Consider the following 16,877-nt stretch of genomic DNA (forward strand, 5'->3'; position numbering starts at 1 on the left):
TCTGGAGCAGGATGAAAGCGCGGCCGAAGATGCCGTAGAAATCGCTGCTTTCGATCGAGCACTCCGCGCCTATGGCCGAGATTACAAGCCAGAAGCCTAATCAAACAGGCTCTAATATGCACGCAACGGCAAAGTCGGAGCGAAGAACCGGATGAGCGGATTGCGGGCACGGGCATGATGGAGTCGCTCCCGGCGGCAGGCGGTTCATCCGGCATCAGCCGGAACGGGGCGGAGCGCAAGCTGGCCACCGTCCTGTTCGCGGACATCGTCGATTCCTCCTCGCTGGTGGCGGGGCTCGATCCGGAGGACGCCGACGAGGCTCTCCACCCGGTCCTGAAGCGGTTGGCCGAATGCGTCACCCGCTACGGCGGGACGGTGTCGCAGATGCTCGGCGACGGGTTGATGGCCATTTTCGGCGCGCCTTCCGCGCTGGAAGACCACGCGTTGCGGGCCTGCCTCGCCGCCAGGGACATGCTTGCCGATGGTGGTCCCGGCGGAACCGGCCGCACGCCGGTCCGCCTGCGCGTCGGCATCGCGTCGGGCGAGGTGCTGGCCCAGCTCGAAGCCAATGATCTCTGGGCCGACTACCGCGCGACCGGCGAATGCGTGCATCGTGCCGCGAAGCTCCAGCAGAAGGCCGAGCCGGGCAGCGCCCTCGTCACCGGGGAAACCCTGGACCTCATCCCCGTCGGCGTGACCGTCCGTCCCGCGGGCTCCCACCAGCTCGGCGCCTCCGGACCGGCGACGCCTGTCTTCCTGCTGGAAGCGGCGCGCGCGGCGCGGCGCACGGCGGCGGACCTGACGGGCACCACGCCCCTGCCCTTCATCGGGCGTGAACGGGAACTCGCCCTGCTGACCGCCGGGCTGTGGAACGCCGCGGATAGCAAGGGCTCCGCAATCCTCCTCGCCGGCGAGGCCGGCGTCGGCAAGTCGCGCCTCGCCGGAGAATTGCTGCGCTCCCCGCTCGCCACCGGTTTCGGCCTCGTGCAATGGCCGCAGACGCCGATCCGGGGGCTCGGCGATCCGGAGGAGCTGGAGGCTGCCGCCCTCTCCCTCGCCTCGCTGCCGGCGGATGGCGGAGGCTCCCTGGGGCATGGGGCGGTCGTGGCCGCGGCACGGCGGACGAGCGGGAATCTTGCGGCCGCCGCCCTGGAGAACCTGTTCGAGGTCGAGCCCACCGATCCCCTTTGGAAGGGGCTTGATCCGGAACAGCGGCTCGGCTTCGCGGTCGAAGGCTTGGCCGCCGCCCTGCACGGGCTGTCCGGCGCACGGCCTCTCCTGCTGCTCGTGGAGGATGCGCACTGGGCTGGTCCCCTCACGGTGAAGCTCCTGAACACCTTGGCCGAGCGCTTGGCCGGGTCGCGGGTCATGCTGCTCGCGACCACCCGTCCGGAAACGGCGGGCGGCTGGAAACCGGCGGCGAACATTCCCCGGCTCGCCATTGAACCGCTGGACCTTCCGCACAGCCGCCGATTCCTCGATGCGTGGCTGGGCTCCCACCCGTCGCTGGTGCCGCTGAAGGAAAGGCTGACGGCACAGAGCCAGGGCATGCCGCTCTATCTGGAAGAATCTCTGCGTGCCCTCGCGGCGAGCGGAGCCCTGGCCGGAACGCCGGGCGAGTGGCGGCTCGCGGATCCCCTGGCCCTGCCGGAACTGCCGGCATCGGTCCACGCGCTGCTGGCGGCCCGCATCGACTCCCTCGACAGGGAGGCTCGGCGGGCGCTGCTGACCGCCGCCGTGATCGGCCCGGCCTTCGACGCGGAGCTTCTGGGGCGGCTTATGCGGGCCACGGCGGAAACGCTGGGGGCGACGCTCGACCGGCTGGAACGGTCGGGCTTCATCACGCGGATCCGGCTTCTTCCGAACCTGGAATACGGGTTCCGGCACGCTTTGATCCGGGATGTCGCCTACGCCACCATCACGCGGCGCGAGCGGAAAGCCCTGCATGTCCGAGTCCTGGCGGCCCTGTGCGAGCGGCGGGAGCATGACCTGCCGAGCCGCACCGATCTGATGGCGCACCACGCCTTTCTGGCCGAAGACTGGCAGGCGGCCTATCTCTACGGGCGGCGCGCCGGGCAGTGGGCGGAAAGCCGGTCGCGCCTGCTGGACGCGGAAGCGAATTATGGCCGTGCCCTAAACGCCGTCGAGCGGCTGGAGCCGACGCGCCGCAACCTGCTGCGCCGGATCGACCTGTCCATCGCATTGCCTCGGGCCTTGCTGCCCCGCGGCTCGACCGATGTCCGGGCGCATCTCGACCGGGCGCGCGACCTCGCTGGAGAATGCGGCGATCCTGTGCGGTATGCCCGCTCGTCCTCCATGCTCGCCTCCTTCCTCTGGGCCTTCGCCGAGCTGGACGACGGCGTCCGGCTCTGCCGGGAAGGGCTATCCGCGCTCGACCGGCGGGACGATCACGAAACGCGCGTCCAGCTCCTGCTGCGCCTCGGCGGAATACTGGCGGACAAGGGGCTTTTCGCCGATGCGCTCGACGCGCTTCGGCAGGGAGCGGTCCACATCGCCGGGGACCGTGCCTTGCGCCGCTACGGTCTCGCCACCATGGCCTCGGTCCACGCGCACAGCGTGATCGGCCGGAGCCTCGCGGAACTCGGCAGAATGCCCGAGGCCATGGACGCTCTCTCCATTGCCATGGACGGAGCCGATCAGTCCGGGCACAGCTTTTCCAAGGTCTTCGCTCGGGCGCATCTGGGCTGGGCCTACCTGATCGCGGGCCAACCCGAACCGGCCCTTCCCGTGTTCGGCGAGGCGCTGGCGCTGTGCGGGGCCATTCGGTCCAGCCTTTGGAAACCCTTCCTGCTGGGCGGGCTTGGCCGCGCCACCGTCGCGGCCGGCGACTCCGAAGGCGGTTTGAGGTGTTTCGAACGGAGCCTGGAGGTCTTCCGGGACAACGGTTCCGGCAGAGGCGGACTGCACCCGCGCGTCAGCCTGCCGCAGGTCCGGATCTGGCACGCCGACGCGCTTCTCGCCCGTGGACGGCCGGACGAGGCGCTGACGGCCGCCTCGGAGGTGCTGGAACTCGCGGAAGGAACGGCGCAGCTGGTCTATCAGGCCCGCGCCCTCGGCATCATGGGGCGGGCATCCATCGCGCTTGGAGGTTCCGGCGGCGAAGGGCGGCTTTTCCTGCGAAGGGCGCAAAGCCTGGCCCAACGCCTTTCCATGACGGCGCTCGCCGAGCAATGCGGCAAGGAGCTTTCCAACCGCTCCGCCACCCGCCTGTCCGCCACGGCGCGCTGAGTCCTTCAGGACAGGAGGCGGGGCTTCTCGGCCGGCATCGCGGCACTGCGGTAATATTCGAGCACGTAAAGGCGGATGCCGCTCGCGAGCGGCACGCCGTAGGACGATTCGTCGGCGATCTCCGTGCACAGATCCTCAACCGACATGCGCTTGCGGTGAGCGATCAGTTCCAGTTCGTTCCAGATCGGGGTCTCGACCCACACCAGTTCGCTGCGCCCCCCGACCAGGATCCGGCGCGCGGAGACGTCCAACGCCTCCTCGGGCAGCAGATCGAACAAGTCACCGCCAAGACGGCGCGGCATCTTCCGCAAATGCATTCCCATGATCCCTCTCGCGGATCCGCCGTTTCCACTCCGCACATCTAAGCGCGCGGGCCGCAACCGGGCTGTGAAGTTCTTCACGGCGGGAACGGGGTTCTTGGGACGATAGTCGGCCATCGCCAACACGCAGGGGCATGACGATGAACACGACGATCTCCCACACCTCGATGATCCGCGGCGCCGATGGCCGCCTCTACGCCGTGTCCGCCCAGGGCATCAACGAAGTGGCGGAAAGCGCCGGCATGCGCCGCGCCCCACAGCGGGCCGGGGACATCGCCGGCTACGACGCCGCCGACCATGAGGCCGGCCGCATGTCGATCACGCCGGGCACCTGACCCCCGCCCGACCTGTCTTGGCACGGCCGCGCCGGCGGAAAGCTCCCGCACGGCGCGGCCGGCCATCGGCACCAGCATCCTTCCAGTACGAGTCAGAGCGAGTGAGCCGCGATGCCGTTCGATCACGTCGATGTCCGGGCCGTTCCGGCCGAGGCGCTCAAGCTTCACACCGCCGGAACCCACCGCATCGTCCCGCCCGAACGGACCCTGGAACGGGTCACGCCCTTCCTGCCCGTCATGGGCATCACGCGCGTGGCCAACGTCACCGGTCTCGACACGGTGGGCATTCCGGTGGTCATGGTCACCCGCCCGAACGCCCGCTCCATCTCGGTGTCGCAGGGCAAGGGCGTGACGCTCGCCGCGGCCAAGGCCTCGGGCGTCATGGAGTCGATCGAGGCCTACCATGCCGAGCGCATCGCGCTGCCGCTGAAATACGCGAGCCACGAGGAGATGCGCTGGACGCATCCGGTGGCCGACGTGACACGCCTGCCGAGGCTGTCCACCAGCGCCTATGATCCGAATGTTCCGATCCTCTGGATCGAGGGCGAGGACCTGCTGAACGGCGGAGCCAAGTGGGTCCCGTTCGAAACGGTGCATCTGAATTTCAGCGCTCCCCAGCCACCCGGCCATGGCTGTTTCCTGTCCGGGTCCAACGGGCTCGCCTCGGGGAATCACCGGCTGGAGGCCATCTCGCACGCGCTCACCGAATTGGTGGAGCGCGACGCGGCCACGCTCTGGCGGCTGCGCGGACAAGGGGAGCAGGACGCGACCCGGGTCGATCAGGCGACGGTGTCCGACCCGGTCTGCCGCGCGCTCCTCGACCGGTTCGAGGCCGCTGGCGTCGGCGTCGGCATCTGGGAGATCACGAGCGACCTTGGGCTTCCCGCCTTCCTGGTCCGTGCCGTGTCCCTTGAGGACGCTCCGGTGCACGGCATCCGCCCGGCGACGGGCATGGGCTGCCACGCGGCGCGCGAGGTCGCCCTGTCGCGGGCCTTGACCGAGGCCGCGCAGAGCCGCCTCACCTTCATCGCCGGCGCGCGCGACGACATGCCGCGCGAGGAATATGCCCGCCATCTCGATCCCGCCCATCACGCCCGATGGAGGGCTCTCGTCACGCGGGATGCCGGCCCGCGCGGCTTCACGGCCTGCCCGACCTTCACGGGCGCCACCATCGAGGAGGACCTGGCCCACCAGCTTGCCCGGCTGCGCGCCGCGGGCATCGAGGAGGCGGTCGCCGTGGACCTGACCAAGCCCGAATTCGGAATTCCCGTGGTGCGGCTCGTCGTTCCTGGTCTGGAGGGGCTGGACGACACGCCCGACTACCTGTACGGCGCGCGCGCCTGCACCCTTCTGGAGAGCCGGCCATGAGCGATGTCTTCGTCTTCCTCGGCCCGACCCTGCCCGCCGCCGAGGCCGCGCGGGCGTTCGACGCCGTCTATCTGCCGCCGGTGGCGCAGGGCGACATCGCGCGGCTCTGCGCCCGCAAGCCGAAGGCCATCGGCATCATCGACGGCTTCTTCGAGGATGTTCCCTCCGTCTGGCACAAGGAGATCCTCTTCGCGCTGAAGGAGGGCATCCCCGTCTTCGGCGCGTCGAGCATGGGCGCGCTGCGCGCCGCGGAACTGCACCCCTTCGGCATGGTCGGGGTCGGCGCCATCTTCGAGGCCTTCCGCGACGGGCGGCTGGAGGACGATGACGAGGTGGCGGTGATCCACGGGCCGGCCGAACTCGGCTATCCCTGCCTGTCGGAGGCGATGGTGAACATCCGCCGCACGTTGGCCGACGCGGCGGCCGCCGGCGTCCTGCCGGCCGCGACCGCGGAACGGCTCCAGTCCATCGCCAAGGAGCTTTCCTACCGGGAGCGCGGCTACGGACGCATGCTGCGGCACGGCGGCGAGACGGGGCTGCCGGCGGAGGAGCTGGCGGCCTTCAGGGCCTGGCTTCCCGAGGGTCGCTTTGACCAGAAGAGGGACGACGCCCTGCTCATGCTGCGCCGGATGCGGCGCTTCGTCGCCGAGGGGGCGCCGGCTTTCGAGCCCCGCTTCCACTTCGAACGCACCACGCTCTGGGACAGGGCGGCGGCGATGTCCGGCACGATCCGGGCCTGACCGGAAGCCATCACCCCGTCGAATTCCTTCGTCGCTGCTCCCGCGAACCCCTATCATACCCGGGTAGGGCGGATGACGGAGCGGGCGTGCGGAGCGGATGAGCAAGGGTATCCTGGATGAGGTGGCGGCGGTCCTCCAGCGGAACCGCCTTCTCGGTGAGCTGGACGATGCCGAGATGCGGGAACTGCTGGCGCTCGGCCGGCTGGTCCGCTTCGACATCGGTCAGACGGTTTTCAGCAAGGGCGATCCCGGCGATTGCCTCTTCGCCATACTGAAGGGCCAGATCGGGATCCGCGCCTCATCGGCGGACGGAAAGGCGATGCTCCTGAACGTCCTCGATCCCGGCGACGTGCTGGGCGAGATCGCGCTGATCGATGGAAAGGAGCGCACGGCCGGCGCCGCGGCGCTGCGTCCGTCCGAGCTGTTCCGCATCGACCGCGCCGACTTCCTGCCCTTCCTGGAACGGCACCCTCGGCTGTGCGTGCGCATGATGGGGGTCCTGTGCGAACGGCTGCGCTGGGTTTCGGAGAACATCGAGGATGCCGTCTTCCATGACGTGCCGCGCCGCCTTGCCCGGCGCCTGCTGATTCTGGCGGAACGGCACGGCGTTCCCGGACCGGCGGGCGTGCGCATCGGCGAGCCGACCTCCCAGGAGGCGCTGGCCGCGATGCTGGGCGTCACGCGCGAGATGGTGAACAAGTCCCTGAAGGCGTTGCGCCAGTCCGGGGCGGTCACCTACACGCGGGGCTTCCTGGTGATCACCGGGATGGAACGCCTGAAGGACATGGCCGGCGACGCCGAACGGGGTCCACAGTAGGCAAGTTTCGAACGCCATCTTACAGCCCCGTAACGGTCACAATGTTTTCACGACTTTTTTTACAGTTCTGTTATAATGATCGGGCATTCAATAAACGACGTGCCGTGGAAAAGGGTTGGCGGTCATGGCTGCAGAGCAGTTGGAAACACGGGGCGGGAAACAGGTGGCTGGCGTCAGTCCGTTGGAGTCCCGCACGGTGAGCCTCGCTGGCGGACCAATTCAGATCCGCCTCGAACCCTCCTATTGGGAAGCCGTGGAGGACATCTGCCGCCGCGAGGAGCTTTCGGTCGATGAGCTGTGCGCCGAGCTGAAGCGCCGCCTCGACGAACAGGTCCGGCGGCAGCGCATCACGGCGGAACCGGCGGCCCTGGCCCTGCCCAAGGCGATGCGCGTCTTCATCGTCGGCTATTTCCGGCAGGCCGCGACCGAGAACGGGCACGACCGTGCCGGCCATGGGCGCGGCATGCCCTTCACGCGCACCCCGTTCGAAGGCGGGAACTGACAGCCGCCAGGGCACCGGGTCGCGATGCCGGGAATGCGGCGCGGACAGGGCACCTATCCGACCGGGATAGTTCATTTTGGCTGACGTTCCGGGGCAAAGAGCCTATATATCCGCGCCATGACCACATCCCTTTCCAAGATCGGCTCGAAGGCTGGCCCCAAGGTCGGCATCGTCAGCCTCGGCTGCCCTAAGGCGCTCGTGGATTCCGAGCGCATTCTCACCCGTCTGCGCGCGGAGGGGTACGAAATCTCGCCGTCCTACGACGGCGCGGACGTCGTGCTCGTCAACACCTGCGGCTTCCTTGACAGCGCGAAGAAGGAATCGCTGGACGCCATCGGCGAGGCGATCAAGGAAAACGGCAAGGTCATCGTCACCGGCTGCATGGGCCTGGAATCCGACGTGATCCGGCAGGCCCACCCCGACGTGCTGGCCGTCACCGGCCCGCACCAGTACGAGCAGGTGGTGAACGCGGTGCACGAGGCGGTCCCGCCCAAGCACGACCCCTTCATCGACCTCGTTCCGCCCGAAGGGCTGCGGCTGACGCCGCGCCATTACGCCTACTTGAAGATTTCCGAAGGCTGCAACAACCGCTGCACCTTCTGCATCATCCCGAGCATCCGCGGCGACCTCGTCAGCCGTCCGGTGGTCTCGGTCCTGCGCGAGGCCGAGAAGCTGGCCGTCGCCGGGGTGAAGGAGCTGCTGGTCATCTCGCAGGACACCAGCGCCTACGGCGTCGACCGCAAATACGCGGAAGAGGACTGGTACGGCCGCAAGGTCCGCGCCCGCTTCTACGACCTCTGCAAGGAGCTGGCGAACCTCGACGTCTGGGTGCGGCTTCACTACGTCTACCCCTACCCGCATGTGGACGAGGTGATCCCGCTGATGGCGGAGGGGCGCATCCTCCCCTACCTCGACATCCCGTTCCAGCACGCCTCCCCCACCGTCCTGAAGGCCATGCGCCGCCCGGCATCCCAGGAGAAGCAGCTCCAGCGCATCCAGAAATGGCGCGCGGAGTGCCCGCACCTGGCCCTGCGCTCGACCTTCATCACCGGCTTCCCCGGCGAGACGGAAGAAGAGTTCCAGTTCATGCTGGACTGGCTCAAGGAAGCCCAGCTCGACCGCGTCGGCTGCTTCAAGTACGAGCCGGTGCAGGGCGCCCCCGCGAACGACCTGCCCGGCGCCGTGCCGGAAGAGGTCAAGCAGGAGCGCTGGGACCGCTTCATGGAGACGCAGAAGGCCATCAGCGCCGCGCGTCTCAAGGAGAAGGTCGGCTACACGCTGGGCGTCCTGATTGACGAGGTGGACGAGGACGGCGCCATCGGCCGCTCCTACGCCGACGCGCCGGAGATCGACGGCAACGTCTTCCTGAACGGCGAGACGAACGTGAAGCCGGGCGACCTCGTGGACGTCACCATCGAGCACGCCGACGAGTACGACCTCTGGGGCTCCATCGAGCGCCAGGACTGACCCTCCCGCCGAGAGCAGCGCCATGCCCATGACGCCCGAAGACAGCCAGGTGATGGACGTGCTTCAGGGCGGGCGCTGCTTCTATTGCGGCCAGCCCATCGGGGCCAAGGCCACCTTCGACCACGTCATCCCGCAGGCCTACGGCGGTGCGGACGAGCCGTCGAACATCGTGCTGACGCACCGCCGCTGCAACCAGGACAAGTTGGACCGCCTCCCGAGCTGGGAAGAGCTGGAGCGCTTCATCGAGCAGCGCCGCCGCAGCCGGCTGGGCATCTGGCCGCCGATCCGGGCGCTTTATGATGCCGACCCGGACGAGGATGAATGGATCGTGGTCGCGCGCGCCATCGCGGATCTGCGCCGCTGAGGAGCAGGCGGGGGTTTGAGCGGTTGGTTGGTGGACACCCCAACCAGGAGGCCGCCATGAAGCAGCCGCACACCGAAGAAACCATCAAGCACACCGACGACCAGCAGAACACCGGCAATCACAAGAAGCCCGACGCCCCGGACGCCAAGGGTGCGGACCGCTTCGGCGGCACCCGCGCGGGTGCGGAAAACGTGGAGCCGAAGAAGTAGCGCCGGAGCCGGCGCCTCAGCCGATCTTCTTGGCGGCGAAGGCCTTGGCGATGGCCATCATCGACTTCTCATGACCGGCCCCGCCGCCATCCCTCACCGCCGCCGTGCGCACGGGCGTGGGTGCTGCCCGGCCACCGGCGGTCCCGCCGGCCGTCCCGCCTGCCATTGGGGGCTCCTGCCCCATCTGGCTGAGGACGCGGGCGAGCGCGTCCTTGCTGAGCGCACCGCCCGCGCGTGGCGCCCCCTGCTGTGGGCGGGATGGCGATCCGCCTCCCCCGCCGGCGCGGCGGATGCCGCGCTCCACCGCCGCCGCCGCGATGGCCTTCAGGAAAGGCTGCGCGATGCCCAGCATGAGCTGCGGATCCTCGGCGGCCCAGGCCATCAGGATTTTTTGCGCGGCAGCCCGGCTGCCCTTGGAGGCGACCAGCGCCTCGCGCACCTTGTTGTCCACGTAGGAACCGCTCATGCCCGGCGCTCCCGCCCCTGATCGAACCATGCCACACCAGGGTCCATGCTTCGCCCTTTTGGGTTAAGAAAACGTTGCGGACCGGTGGCGCGCCGAAGGACGGTTCGGGGCTGGTTGCGGCCCTCGCGCAGTTGGGGAATAGTGGCGGCATGCTGATCGAAACCTTCGCCGACCTGACCTGCCCCTGGTGCTACATCGGCAAGCACCGGTTGGCGCGTGCCCTGGCGGAGCGCCCGCGCGTCAACCCGACGGTGCGCTGGCAGCCGTTTCAGCTGAACCCCGACATGCAGCGCCGGGGCATGGACCGCGGCGCCTATCTGGTCGCGAAGTTCGGCGGGGTGGAGCGCGCCCGGCAACTGCACCTGATGGCGGAGGAAACGGCGCAGCGCGACGGCATTCCGATGGCGCTCGACCTCATCCGCCGCATGCCCAACACGCTGGACGCGCACCGGCTGATCCGGATCGCCGGACGCCGGGGCCTCGACAGCGCCATGGCCGATATCCTGTTCCACGCCTATTTCGCGCAGGGCCTGGACATCGGCGACCGCGACGTGCTGGTGGAGAAGGCCGGCGCGCTGGGGCTGGACGGCGAGGAGGTCCGCCGCCTGCTGGACAGCGACGCGGAAACCGCCTCGATCCAGGCGGCGGACGGGCTCGCCCGGCAGTTCGGCCTCCAGGCGGTGCCCTGCTACGTCTTCAACCGCCGCTACGCGCTCTCCGGCGCGCAGGAACCGGCCAGCTTCCTCCCCCTGCTCGACCTCGCGCTGGACGAACAGGAAGCGGCCAGCCCGGTGGCGGATTACGCCCCATGATCCGGGTCACGCCGCGCATATCGCTGGACGAAAGCGAGCTGGAGGAATCCTTCACCCGCGCCTCCGGCCCCGGCGGGCAGCACGTCAACAAGACGGAAACGGCGGTGCAACTGCGCTTCGACGTGGCCGCCTCGCCGAACATCCCGCCGGACGTGAAAGCGCGCCTCGCCCGTCTGGCCGGCTCCCGCATGACCTCGGACGGCGTCCTGATCCTCGTCGGCGAAAGCTACCGCAGCCAGCTCCGCAACCGCGAGGACGTGCGGGAACGGCTGATCGACCTCATCCGCGACGCCTCGGTCCCGCCGAAACCGCGCCGCCCGACGAAGCCGACCTACGGGTCGCAACAGCGGCGGCTGGAGGGCAAGGCGAAGCGGTCTGAGGTCAAGCAGGGGCGCCGGGGTCCCTCACAGGATTAGGGGCCTGCGTCGGAAAAAAAAACGGCGAATCAGAGAGCCATCTTCAGCTCAATCGCATCGTAGTCGCTGCGCAGACCATCCCGGTCATCGATCAGACCGGCTTGGACCAGTGCAGCGACATCGGCATGGACGTTGGAATAATCCCGCCCAAGGGCCTTTGCCAAGCTGCGGATGCTTGCCTCTGGATTTCGATGGAGATGCCGAAGGATCTCAAACCGCTTTCCGGTCAGGGTTTTGGTCATGAGATCCCAGCTTTCGAAGCTGATGTGGGACTCCGAAACCGTTTTCCCGGCTTCATGACGCCGCAACGCGTCTTTCACACGGTCAATAGATTTCCCAAAATCGACGCCGACATGGATTTCCAGAGTCGTCATGTCTCCTCCTTCCGCAATGCCGCGACATCGGCTTGAAACTGGTCAAGCAAGTCGGACAAGCCGTTGTAAGTCACAGGAAGTTCCACTCCTCGCACATGCTTATGATCACCTTTTCCAGCCTCGTTGTCATACCCGACCAAGCGCTGACCATTGCGACCATAGAAGAGGCTATATTTGTATAAATGAGATGACGCTCGAACCGGCACCGGTACGGACCACACCCGAATCTGGATGATGCTGCCATCGTCCAGCAGGTCCTTCGTGCTGATCAGGAGCGTAGCCGTATTCTTCACAACCGAAATTTTGGCATTTAGGCCATATGGCGTCAAGGCCATCGCTTTTCAGGGAGAGTAAGCTCAGAACCGCCCGCGCAGCCGGCGGAAGAAGACCTTCGCGGCGACGAAGGCGGCCCCGGCCAGGACCGCCAGCATCAGGATGATCATGCCCAGCGCGCCGAACACGCCCTGGAGCGTGTCCCAGAAGCCGAACTGGGCGATCAGAATGGCGAGAAGGATGATCAGCAGGATCGGCATGGCGGGTCCCCTCCGGTTTCGCTCGCGTCGCGCTGCATAACGCGATAAGGAGCCCGTAGGTGCCGCCGGAACCCCCAACTCCCGCCCGCGTTCAGCATGGGCACGCCCCGGGGAGGTTCCATCCATGGCACAGGACACGGTGTCCAGATTACAGGCCCGCCCCATCAGGGTCCGCCCCGCGGCCCCGTCCGCCTCACCGCAGACGACGATCCTGATCGCCGCCCTCGTTCTGGTGACGCTCTATGTCGGCAGCGACCTGCTGGTGCCGCTGGCGCTGGCGGTGCTGCTCAGCTTCGTCCTGTCGCCCATCGTCAGCCGGCTGGAACGCTGGCGCCTCGGCCGGGCGCCATCGGTGGTCGCGGTGGTGGCGCTGGTCTTCGTGGTGATTGCCGGCTTCGGCACGGTGGTCGGCAGCCAGATCGCCGATCTCGCCAGCAACCTTCCCACATACGAGCGCAACATCCGCGCGAAGATCCGTTCGGTCCAGCAGGGGGCCACCGGCGCCACCAGCGACGGCGTTATCCATCAGATGACGGAGATGTTCCGCGATCTGCGCCAGGAACTGGAAACGCCGAACCCGCAGCCGAACATGCCGGCACCCGGCACCCCGATGGCGCCGCCGCCGGTGAGCGGCCCGGCGGAGCCGCCCGAACCCGAGCCGATGACCGTCCGCATCGAGGATCCGGCCGCGAAGCCGCTGGAGGTGCTGCGCGACGTGCTCGGCCCCGTGCTGGCGCCCATCGCGACCGCCGGCATGGTGCTGATCTTCACCATCTTCATCCTGTTCCAGCGGGAGGACCTGCGGGACCGGCTGATCCGGCTGGCCGGGTCCAACGACCTCAGCCGCACGACGGAGGCGATGAACGATGCCGCCGAGCGGGTCAGCCGCTACCTGCTGATGCAGGTGGTGGTCAACGTCACCTACGGCATCCCCATCACGCTGGGGCTCTGGCTGATCGGGGTGCCGAACCCGATCCTCTGGGGGCTGCTGGCGACCGTGCTGCGCTTCATTCCCTTCGCCGGCCCGGCCATCGCGGCGACCTTCCCGATCCTGCTCTCCTTCGCGGTCGCCCCCGGCTGGTCGATGCCGATCCTGGCCATCGCCCTGTTCGTGGTGGTCGAGCTGTTCTCCAACAACGTCGCGGAGCCCTGGCTCTACGGGTCGGCCACGGGCCTGTCCTCCGTCGCGATCATCCTGGCCGCGGTGTTCTGGACGACGCTGTGGGGGCCGGTCGGGCTCCTGCTCGCCACACCGCTTACGGTCTGCCTCGTGGTGCTCGGCCGCCATGTGCCGCAGCTCCATTTCCTTGAGGTGATGCTGGGTGACCGCCCGGTCCTCCCCGACGAGGCCAAGGTGTACCAGCGCCTGCTCTCCAATGACCCCATCGAGGCCGCGGGCATCGTCGAGCACGCGGTCGAGGATGGCGCGGAGCTGCCGGCCCAGTTCGACGCCGTGCTCCTGTCGGCCCTGTCGCTCGCCGAACAGGACCGCAGCCGCGGCACCCTGACGCCGGAAAGCCGCAAGACCGTGGCCGACGGCATGCTGGCCGTGACGGCCGACTTGTCCGATCTGGGCCGCCCGGCCGAAGCTGGTCCGGAGGAGAAGCGCCCGCGCATCCTCTGCGTTGGCGCCCGCAACAACCTGGACGAGGCCGCCGCCGGGCTGCTGGGCGAATTGCTGCGCCGGAGCGGCGCCAGCCCCACGGTGCTGTCCTGCGAAACGGTGTCGCCGCGCCAGATCGGAAACCTGGAAACGGAGGGCGTCGCCGCCGTCGTGCTGTCCTACCTGAACCCCTCCGCCCTGCCTCACGCCCGCCGCATGGTCCGCCGGCTGCGCCTGCATTTCGGCCCGCGCACGCCCATCCTGCTGGGGCTTTGGAGCGCCGATCCGGCCGCCGACGCCCCGGCCCAGGCCACCGCCGAGACGGCCGCCGACCGCGTCGCCACCAACCTGTGCGGTGCCCTGGCCGAACTGCGTAGCCTGGGTATTCTCCCCGAGGAGCGGGCTTCGGACGATCAGGAAGAGGAAGCCAAGCGCGCCTGACACTTGACGGAACTCGCGTAACAGGCGAAGGTTGCAAGGCCCAACAACTTGGCTTGAACGCGATGTCCGGCACCCTCCTCGCTGGCGCAATGGGCAAGGCCCCACGACGCAGCCGCATTGCCCGCAGGGCCGTGCCATGAGCAAGTCCATTGAGGGCATCACCAACTGGATGCACATGTTCCGCTGGATCGTGAAGCTGATCCGTGACGAATACGGCGTGGACGAGGCCATCCTGACGCGCAACGCGATCCTGGAGACCGACGTCGGCCTTTCCATCGAACAGGTCGAGCAGGTGCTGGACTATGTCGCCGACAGCTTCAGCATCCGTTTTCCGCCCGGCACGCTGGACGAGCTGGTGAAACTGGAGGAGCTGTGCCTCCTGTCGAGCTGGATGAAGGGCTACTACAAGCGCCCGGAGTTCATCTCCGACGGTTTCGAGGCCAAGTGCCGGTCGATGAACGCGATCCCGGCGTGATGGCCGACCGGCCGCGCGCCGTCTAACCGGCCAGCCGCAAGGTCGCGGCCCCGAGCGCGATGACGACACCCGACGCCAGGCGCGCGGGGCCGACCCGTTCCTTGATCACCAGGGCCGCCAGCGCCATCCCGAACAGGATGGACGTCTCGCGCAACGCCGCGACCGTCGCGATGGGGGCAAGGGTCATCGCCCAGAGCGCCAGGCCGTATGAAGCGAGCGTGCAGAAACCACCGCCCAGTCCGACGCGCCAGCGCGAGGCGGCATGGCGGGAGAGGCTGCGCGGATGCCGCCACAAGGCCCAGGCGGCCAGCGCGAGGCCGGAGCACAGATTCAGCCACAGCACATAGGCCACCGGCGCGCCGGACAGGCGCACGCCCTTGCCGTCGATGACGGTGTAGCCGGCGATGAGCACCGCGTTCACGAGCGCGAAGCCCGTCGAGGCGGCAGGTGCCCCGCCACCCCGCCGGGCCAACGCCAGCGTCAGGACGCCCCCGCAGATCAGCAAAGTGCCTGCCCACCCGGCGGCGGACAGCGTTTCGCCCAGCAACCCGCCGCTCGCCACGGCGACGATCAGCGGCGCCGTTCCCCGCATCAGCGGATAGGCGTGACTCATGTCGCCGGTGCGGTAGGCGGCGGCCAGGAGCAGGCAGTAGAAAACCTGAAGCGCCGCCGAGCATGCGAGATACGGAAGGCTGTCCGCCGCAGGAATCGGCAGGAAGGGGATCGCGGCCGCGGAGATCAGGGCGGATCCGCCGGACACGAGCACCGTGTCGAACAGCTTGTTCCGTCCGGACTTGATGGCCGCGTTCCAGCTCGCGTGCAGCACCGCGCCCAGCAGCACGGCGATCAGGGCCTCGTAGGGCAACGAGCTTTCGCCGTCAGGCGCGGCCTTCGGCCGCCAGCGGCGAGTCCGACGGCACGGCCACGAAGTTGCGCGCGTTGACGTAGGGGAATTCCTTGATGACCGTGTAACCGTTCTGACGGACCCAGTCATCGAACGCCTGCAGGTTGGCGTTCATCACCTCGATGAACAGGATCGGCCGGTCCCGGCGCAGGGTGTTCTGCGCGCCGCGAAGGGCCTCCAATTCCATCCATTCGACGTCCAGCTTGATGAAGTCCACACGCTCCTCGACGATGCTGTCGATGGGAACGACGTCGATCCCCCCGGTTTCCGCCGGGATCAGCCGCGCCGCGCCGATGTTCGCGCCTTCGACATGAAGGGCGAAACGCCCTGCCCGGTCCCCTACCCCATAGCCGAGATGCCGGGTATCGATCGTCGTGATGCCGTTGAGTTCCGCATTCTGTTTCAGCAACTCGATCGCGAAGGGATTCGGTTCGATGACGATGATCTTCTTGGGCTCCATGAAGAGCCCGTAATAGACCGCGTGGTTCCCGACATTGGCGCCGACCTCCAGGATCACCGAGCCGGGCGGGACGATGTCACGCAAGTACGCGAGTTCCACCTCTTCGAAGAAGCGGCCGGCGAGGAAATGGCGGTGAATGAGGTCCAGGGGGTTGCCGATCGCGAACCGGACTTCCCGGCCCTCGGCGGCAAAGGTCGCAAGCAGCCCGTTCCGCCGGCAGAAATCTTCAAAGACGGCGTAAACGGCCTTGCGCCATTCCCCTCCGTTGGCCGAACGCGGCCCTGTCGAGTGGGCACCGCGCCGGTTGACGAACAGGACCTCGCCAATCTTGCGGCAGCGGTTCGCATACCAAAGATCAAGGTAGTATTTGAAATCCTCCCCCGTGTTCATCGAGACATCGAAGCGGATGCCCTGGGCGATCCTGGACCGCACGAAATGGCCCATCTGGATGGTCAGAAACGGGTCGGTGAACAGGATGTCCTGGATGGAGGAGGTTGGCCCCAGCTGTTTCTCCCGAAGCGTCGTCCGATCGCTGCCGTACTGCGCTTCGGCGATCATGCCGAAAATCGCGTCGCATTCGCCTACATGCGGCGAAACGGCCGCGAAGCAGCCGGGCGCCATCAGGTCGTCGGCATCGAGAAAGAAGATCCACTCCGCGCCGTGGGCGACGGCATAGTCGATGCCGTCGTTGCGGCGCTTCGAACGGCCATGCTCTCCCGCGCTGTCGGGCAGTTCGAGGATCATGATGTCGGTGAAGGGTCCCTGATCCGTTCCGAAGGCCTTCTCGACGGACGCCTTGGCTTCACGGGCCAGAGCCTCATGGCCCGGTCCGACCGGAATGATCACGGCGCACTTCATGCGTCCTCTCCCGCGGGGTCGCTGTCCTTGCCGGCGTGGCCGCCGGCGTCTACGACGAGAGTTATAGCCTGGACAGCCGGTGATGAGTGCGGAATTCAGGAACAGGCGCAGGAGCAATACCGGGTTCGGAAAATTCCGACCTCCGAACCCGGTATAGGGCCGCG

At 67.9% G+C, this 16,877-nt stretch carries 20 protein-coding genes; 13 read left to right on the forward strand and 7 right to left on the reverse strand.

Going from position 1 to position 16,877, the window contains the following annotated elements; translation table 11 throughout:
• Nucleotides 1–174: 174 nt before the first annotated feature.
• Entirely contained in the window at nt 175–3,249 is a 3,075-nt protein-coding gene (locus JUB11_RS07005) for an adenylate/guanylate cyclase domain-containing protein (RefSeq protein WP_207457706.1), read from the forward strand.
• 5 nt (nt 3,250–3,254) lie between these two features.
• Here JUB11_RS07005 and JUB11_RS07010 read toward each other — a convergent pair whose 3' ends face one another.
• Nucleotides 3,255–3,566: a ribbon-helix-helix domain-containing protein gene (locus JUB11_RS07010; RefSeq protein WP_207457708.1), complete on the reverse strand. Its 312-nt coding sequence runs from the start codon at nt 3,564–3,566 to the stop codon at nt 3,255–3,257.
• Nucleotides 3,567–3,709: 143 nt separating this feature from the next.
• On the opposite strand from JUB11_RS07010, the gene JUB11_RS07015 reads away from it, so the two are divergent.
• From JUB11_RS07015 to JUB11_RS07050, 8 genes are all read left to right on the forward strand, one after another.
• Nucleotides 3,710–3,904, forward strand: coding sequence for a hypothetical protein (locus JUB11_RS07015; RefSeq protein WP_207457710.1), 195 nt, complete (start codon nt 3,710–3,712; stop codon nt 3,902–3,904).
• A 111-nt stretch (nt 3,905–4,015) separates the two neighbouring features.
• Nucleotides 4,016–5,272 (forward strand): YcaO-like family protein, encoded by a 1,257-nt coding sequence (locus JUB11_RS07020; protein WP_207457712.1) that lies wholly within the window; start codon nt 4,016–4,018, stop codon nt 5,270–5,272.
• Entirely contained in the window at nt 5,269–6,012 is a 744-nt protein-coding gene (locus tag JUB11_RS07025) for a TfuA-like protein (protein WP_207457714.1), read from the forward strand. Before JUB11_RS07020 ends, JUB11_RS07025 begins: the two co-directional genes overlap by 4 nt.
• Before the next feature lie 97 nt (nt 6,013–6,109).
• Nucleotides 6,110–6,829, forward strand: a complete 720-nt coding sequence (locus JUB11_RS07030; RefSeq protein ID WP_207457716.1) for a Crp/Fnr family transcriptional regulator — start codon at nt 6,110–6,112, stop codon at nt 6,827–6,829.
• Between the two features lie 196 nt (nt 6,830–7,025).
• Complete coding sequence (locus JUB11_RS07035; protein WP_348771377.1) at nt 7,026–7,331, forward strand: ribbon-helix-helix domain-containing protein; 306 nt, start codon at nt 7,026–7,028, stop codon at nt 7,329–7,331.
• Nucleotides 7,332–7,448: 117 nt separating this feature from the next.
• Nucleotides 7,449–8,798 carry a 30S ribosomal protein S12 methylthiotransferase RimO gene (gene rimO / locus JUB11_RS07040; protein WP_207457721.1) on the forward strand — a complete coding sequence of 450 codons (1,350 nt, stop codon included), beginning with the start codon at nt 7,449–7,451 and terminating at the stop codon, nt 8,796–8,798.
• A gap of 22 nt (nt 8,799–8,820) precedes the next feature.
• The gene (locus JUB11_RS07045; RefSeq protein WP_207457723.1) at nt 8,821–9,162 is read left to right on the forward strand and encodes an HNH endonuclease; all 342 of its coding nucleotides are present in this window, start codon (nt 8,821–8,823) and stop codon (nt 9,160–9,162) included.
• A gap of 56 nt (nt 9,163–9,218) precedes the next feature.
• Nucleotides 9,219–9,371: a hypothetical protein gene (locus JUB11_RS07050; RefSeq protein ID WP_207457725.1), complete on the forward strand. Its 153-nt coding sequence runs from the start codon at nt 9,219–9,221 to the stop codon at nt 9,369–9,371.
• A gap of 16 nt (nt 9,372–9,387) precedes the next feature.
• Here the strand turns inward: JUB11_RS07050 and JUB11_RS07055 are convergent, their stop codons facing one another.
• Nucleotides 9,388–9,837: a hypothetical protein gene (locus JUB11_RS07055; protein WP_207457727.1), complete on the reverse strand. Its 450-nt coding sequence runs from the start codon at nt 9,835–9,837 to the stop codon at nt 9,388–9,390.
• A 149-nt stretch (nt 9,838–9,986) separates the two neighbouring features.
• On the opposite strand from JUB11_RS07055, the gene JUB11_RS07060 reads away from it, so the two are divergent.
• Nucleotides 9,987–10,649, forward strand: a complete 663-nt coding sequence (locus tag JUB11_RS07060) for a DsbA family oxidoreductase (RefSeq protein ID WP_207457729.1) — start codon at nt 9,987–9,989, stop codon at nt 10,647–10,649.
• Nucleotides 10,646–11,065 (forward strand): alternative ribosome rescue aminoacyl-tRNA hydrolase ArfB, encoded by a 420-nt coding sequence (gene arfB, locus JUB11_RS07065; protein WP_207457731.1) that lies wholly within the window; start codon nt 10,646–10,648, stop codon nt 11,063–11,065. The genes JUB11_RS07060 and arfB overlap by 4 nt, the downstream gene beginning before the upstream one ends.
• Before the next feature lie 29 nt (nt 11,066–11,094).
• On the opposite strand, the gene JUB11_RS07070 is transcribed toward arfB, so the two are convergent.
• Genes JUB11_RS07070 through JUB11_RS07080 form a run of 3 tightly spaced genes read right to left on the reverse strand, consistent with a single transcriptional unit; the run spans nt 11,095 to nt 11,972 of the window.
• On the reverse strand, nt 11,095–11,439 hold the full coding sequence (locus JUB11_RS07070) for a MarR family transcriptional regulator (protein WP_207457733.1): 345 nt from the start codon (nt 11,437–11,439) through the stop codon (nt 11,095–11,097).
• Nucleotides 11,436–11,774: a DUF6516 family protein gene (locus tag JUB11_RS07075; protein WP_207457734.1), complete on the reverse strand. Its 339-nt coding sequence runs from the start codon at nt 11,772–11,774 to the stop codon at nt 11,436–11,438. The genes JUB11_RS07070 and JUB11_RS07075 overlap by 4 nt, the downstream gene beginning before the upstream one ends.
• Nucleotides 11,775–11,795: 21 nt before the next feature.
• Nucleotides 11,796–11,972: a hypothetical protein gene (locus tag JUB11_RS07080; protein ID WP_207457736.1), complete on the reverse strand. Its 177-nt coding sequence runs from the start codon at nt 11,970–11,972 to the stop codon at nt 11,796–11,798.
• 124 nt (nt 11,973–12,096) lie between these two features.
• Between JUB11_RS07080 and JUB11_RS07085 the strand changes: the two genes are divergently transcribed.
• On the forward strand, nt 12,097–14,016 hold the full coding sequence (locus tag JUB11_RS07085; protein WP_207457738.1) for an AI-2E family transporter: 1,920 nt from the start codon (nt 12,097–12,099) through the stop codon (nt 14,014–14,016).
• A 136-nt stretch (nt 14,017–14,152) separates the two neighbouring features.
• Nucleotides 14,153–14,491: an acyl carrier protein gene (locus JUB11_RS07090; protein ID WP_207457740.1), complete on the forward strand. Its 339-nt coding sequence runs from the start codon at nt 14,153–14,155 to the stop codon at nt 14,489–14,491.
• A 22-nt stretch (nt 14,492–14,513) separates the two neighbouring features.
• Here the strand turns inward: JUB11_RS07090 and JUB11_RS07095 are convergent, their stop codons facing one another.
• The gene (locus tag JUB11_RS07095; protein WP_247886903.1) at nt 14,514–15,356 is read right to left on the reverse strand and encodes a DMT family transporter; all 843 of its coding nucleotides are present in this window, start codon (nt 15,354–15,356) and stop codon (nt 14,514–14,516) included.
• Between the two features lie 13 nt (nt 15,357–15,369).
• Entirely contained in the window at nt 15,370–16,599 is a 1,230-nt protein-coding gene (locus tag JUB11_RS07100; protein ID WP_207457745.1) for an FkbM family methyltransferase, read from the reverse strand.
• Nucleotides 16,600–16,877 lie beyond the last annotated feature (278 nt).

It is taken from the genome of Azospirillum sp. SYSU D00513 (genome assembly GCF_017356015.1).
In the GTDB taxonomy this organism is placed as follows: domain Bacteria; phylum Pseudomonadota; class Alphaproteobacteria; order Azospirillales; family Azospirillaceae; genus Azospirillum.

Excerpts from the sequence above, each read along its gene's own strand:
- JUB11_RS07025 (WP_207457714.1), top strand. The coding sequence starts at position 5,269 with ATGAGCGATGTCTTCGTCTTCCTCGGCCCGACCCTGCCCGCCGCCGAG.
- JUB11_RS07070 (WP_207457733.1), bottom strand. The coding sequence starts at position 11,439 with ATGACGACTCTGGAAATCCATGTCGGCGTCGATTTTGGGAAATCTATT.
- JUB11_RS07055 (WP_207457727.1), bottom strand. The coding sequence starts at position 9,837 with ATGAGCGGTTCCTACGTGGACAACAAGGTGCGCGAGGCGCTGGTCGCC.
- JUB11_RS07050 (WP_207457725.1), top strand. The coding sequence starts at position 9,219 with ATGAAGCAGCCGCACACCGAAGAAACCATCAAGCACACCGACGACCAG.
- JUB11_RS07010 (WP_207457708.1), bottom strand. The coding sequence starts at position 3,566 with ATGCATTTGCGGAAGATGCCGCGCCGTCTTGGCGGTGACTTGTTCGAT.
- JUB11_RS07045 (WP_207457723.1), top strand. The coding sequence starts at position 8,821 with ATGCCCATGACGCCCGAAGACAGCCAGGTGATGGACGTGCTTCAGGGC.
- arfB (WP_207457731.1), top strand. The coding sequence starts at position 10,646 with ATGATCCGGGTCACGCCGCGCATATCGCTGGACGAAAGCGAGCTGGAG.
- JUB11_RS07100 (WP_207457745.1), bottom strand. The coding sequence starts at position 16,599 with ATGATCCTCGAACTGCCCGACAGCGCGGGAGAGCATGGCCGTTCGAAG.
- JUB11_RS07085 (WP_207457738.1), top strand. The coding sequence starts at position 12,097 with ATGGCACAGGACACGGTGTCCAGATTACAGGCCCGCCCCATCAGGGTC.
- JUB11_RS07080 (WP_207457736.1), bottom strand. The coding sequence starts at position 11,972 with ATGCCGATCCTGCTGATCATCCTTCTCGCCATTCTGATCGCCCAGTTC.
- JUB11_RS07060 (WP_207457729.1), top strand. The coding sequence starts at position 9,987 with ATGCTGATCGAAACCTTCGCCGACCTGACCTGCCCCTGGTGCTACATC.
- JUB11_RS07075 (WP_207457734.1), bottom strand. The coding sequence starts at position 11,774 with ATGGCCTTGACGCCATATGGCCTAAATGCCAAAATTTCGGTTGTGAAG.
- JUB11_RS07015 (WP_207457710.1), top strand. The coding sequence starts at position 3,710 with ATGAACACGACGATCTCCCACACCTCGATGATCCGCGGCGCCGATGGC.
- rimO (WP_207457721.1), top strand. The coding sequence starts at position 7,449 with ATGACCACATCCCTTTCCAAGATCGGCTCGAAGGCTGGCCCCAAGGTC.
- JUB11_RS07020 (WP_207457712.1), top strand. The coding sequence starts at position 4,016 with ATGCCGTTCGATCACGTCGATGTCCGGGCCGTTCCGGCCGAGGCGCTC.
- JUB11_RS07005 (WP_207457706.1), top strand. The coding sequence starts at position 175 with ATGATGGAGTCGCTCCCGGCGGCAGGCGGTTCATCCGGCATCAGCCGG.
- JUB11_RS07030 (WP_207457716.1), top strand. The coding sequence starts at position 6,110 with ATGAGCAAGGGTATCCTGGATGAGGTGGCGGCGGTCCTCCAGCGGAAC.
- JUB11_RS07090 (WP_207457740.1), top strand. The coding sequence starts at position 14,153 with ATGAGCAAGTCCATTGAGGGCATCACCAACTGGATGCACATGTTCCGC.